Below are 2,403 nucleotides of genomic sequence, written 5' to 3' on the forward strand. Positions count from 1 at the left end.
GCCGTCGGGCGCGTGAATTTGTCCTCAAAAAGCTGCTTTCCCCGGTTGTGGGGAATTACGACTTTGTTTTAATAGACTGTGCGCCCTCGCTCGGACTAATCACGCTCAATGTTCTGTCAATGGCAGACAGTGTTCTTATACCTCTGACCGGCGAAGCTCTGCCTATGCGCGGACTTGCAATGCTCGACAATTACATATCTGATGTTGTCGCAGACCTCAACCCCACTCTCCATGTCGGCGGCGTAGTCGTTACCCGGTTCAATAACCGCAAGCTCAACACGGTTGTATTATCCACCATCGCGGAACGCTACGGCGATAAGGTGTTAAAAAGCCGGATACGCGAAAATATATCCATCGCGGAGGCTCCGTTGGCTCATTGCTCGATATTCGACTATGCCCCCGACAGCAACGGCGCAAAGGACTACATGGAACTTGCAACGGAAATACTACAATCAAACAAATAAACAATATAGCAATATGGCAAAGAAAGGTTTGGCAGCTCTCGCAAGCAAACAGATAAATTCAACGGCGCAACCCTCAACCCCTGCGCCCATCGACGCGCCCCATGAAGCGGCAGCACCCGACACAACGGCGGCAAATGAAGATGATCCGGCGGCGGTATCGACCGAAGAAAAGAAGTCGGGCAGACCTAAAACGATAACGGAGGAAGTTGCACCGTTGACAGTCCGGCTACCTAAAAACCTGCTTCACGAGTTGAAGCTCCGGGCAGTCATGGAACACACTACACAGACGGCAATAATTGACACATTACTACGCAAATACTTAAATATGTAAATAATTATTGCAGTAAATAATTACTTAATTATTGCAATCATAAAGTATAGCAAGAGCCGGGGCGAATAACCTCGGCTCTATCGCTTCAAATAAGACCCATTATCGCGCAATTTTGGTGCAGATATAGAATACATCCACCCAAGCGCATAAACTCAAAATTAGTGGCTATTCTGTGGCTTGTGGTGCATAGTAATTGCATTTTCCTGATATAGCTGTTATAGCCGGAGCAATAAGCGGCGCGGCCTTATGCTCCCTCAACATTTGTTGTGTGCATACCGATAGGGCTGCTTGCACTTCTTTTCGGGTTTCAATCCTCGGCTCTACATAATCCCATATATCGGGCGACAGTTCCGGGCAACGGCAGCACCCTGCCTCCATGTCGGCAAAATGACACTTGCCGCACAAAGTTTCTTCGTAGTTATTTCGTTTTTCTTTCATAGTTATTTCGCAATTTGTTCGCTTTTATTTCGCTGCTCGTAACGGCGGCACTTGCCATAACGAAATGCAAGCTCCGGCACTCCGATAGTAGTGCATACTATCGTACCGCTTGAAGTCCTGCGACTGCGCTTGCAGTCCTCACATATTAATTTCATCATATCCTTTAATCCTTGTATGTTATTCCGTAGTTCCGGCAAATTTCAAAAAAAGTATTTATGTGAATACGATTCACGCTCTTGCACAGCTCTGTAAATTTTCGGTCGCATTGTTCTCGATTGTAGCCTGGATAAATGCTACTGACAGCGTGAAAAAAGTCGCGTCCGCTCTCTCCGAGTGAAGCAAGAGAAAAACCAACATCTCGCCAATTATTATATCCGTCTGTTATGTCAACTCGCGCAGATAATATTTTATCCACACACTTGGCCACGTTTTTTAGCGTCCAATCTTCGCCCATATATCGGCTATGTGTATAGGTGTTACGGCGGCGCGGTTCTTCGTATATTCCCCGATATGGCACAGCATCCAATCTTATCACCGCGTCTGGATCGTAACTTATAACTCGCAATCGTGTTATGTCGCTGCACTGCCTATCAAGGTCAATGCCGAAATCACGAAGGTAGCGGCGAAGAGCCTCAAACTGCTGTTTGTGCTTATCGGGATATGCAAGCGGAATGATAGCGAAAACTCCATGACCGCTTACTGACCGCGAAACATACGCGCAAATATCTATGTCGGCAAGTTGACGTATGACGGCGCCGCAGTCCTCGCAGTGGTCTATGTCTACGCATATCATACCGCTATGCTGGGTTAAATTTTTAGTCGCCCGTGTTGGCTCGAAAACTCCGCTAATAGTCGCCGCCGGAAGTTGCGTTTTAATCTGTTTTTTTTCATCATCAGACATGGAACGGCGCAGCCTATTAACATTCTCTTTGTTTGCAATGCAAAGACGCAGGAAATCTCCGAGCGTCCCGACGTGTCCGCTTCGGTCGGTTACGCTGTCATATATGGAAATTGGGGTATCTAAAATCATACTTTTGGCTTGTTTTGGTGTGTAGTCAGATTTCGGATAATTTTAGGGTTATCGGCGTTTTACTACACACTATAAATATTATTAAACAATCTATTTATCAGCATATTATATTTAGTGTGTAGTGTGTATATGTGTAGTAA

Annotated in this window: 4 protein-coding genes and 1 pseudogene (1 of these 5 running past the window's edge); 2 read left to right on the forward strand and 3 right to left on the reverse strand. The window is 46.0% G+C overall.

Going from position 1 to position 2,403, the window contains the following annotated elements:
- Positions 1-464 (forward strand): annotated as a pseudogene (locus QZ327_RS13985) (ParA family protein); it begins 304 nt to the left of the window's first position.
- Positions 465-477: 13 nt separating this feature from the next.
- Entirely contained in the window at positions 478-795 is a 318-nt protein-coding gene (locus QZ327_RS13990; RefSeq protein ID WP_294620297.1) for a hypothetical protein, read from the forward strand.
- Between the two features lie 165 nt (positions 796-960).
- Here QZ327_RS13990 and QZ327_RS13995 read toward each other — a convergent pair whose 3' ends face one another.
- Genes QZ327_RS13995 through QZ327_RS14005 form a run of 3 tightly spaced genes read right to left on the reverse strand, consistent with a single transcriptional unit; the run spans position 961 to position 2,263 of the window.
- The gene (locus QZ327_RS13995) at positions 961-1,233 is read right to left on the reverse strand and encodes a hypothetical protein (RefSeq protein ID WP_294620299.1); all 273 of its coding nucleotides are present in this window, start codon (positions 1,231-1,233) and stop codon (positions 961-963) included.
- Positions 1,234-1,235: 2 nt separating this feature from the next.
- Positions 1,236-1,391: a hypothetical protein gene (locus tag QZ327_RS14000; protein WP_294620301.1), complete on the reverse strand. Its 156-nt coding sequence runs from the start codon at positions 1,389-1,391 to the stop codon at positions 1,236-1,238.
- 5 nt (positions 1,392-1,396) lie between these two features.
- Positions 1,397-2,263 (reverse strand): BT4734/BF3469 family protein, encoded by an 867-nt coding sequence (locus QZ327_RS14005; protein WP_294620303.1) that lies wholly within the window; start codon positions 2,261-2,263, stop codon positions 1,397-1,399.
- Between the last annotated feature and the right edge of the window lie 140 nt (positions 2,264-2,403).

The organism is uncultured Bacteroides sp. (genome assembly GCF_910578895.1).
Classification (GTDB): Bacteria; Bacteroidota; Bacteroidia; order Bacteroidales; family Bacteroidaceae; genus Bacteroides.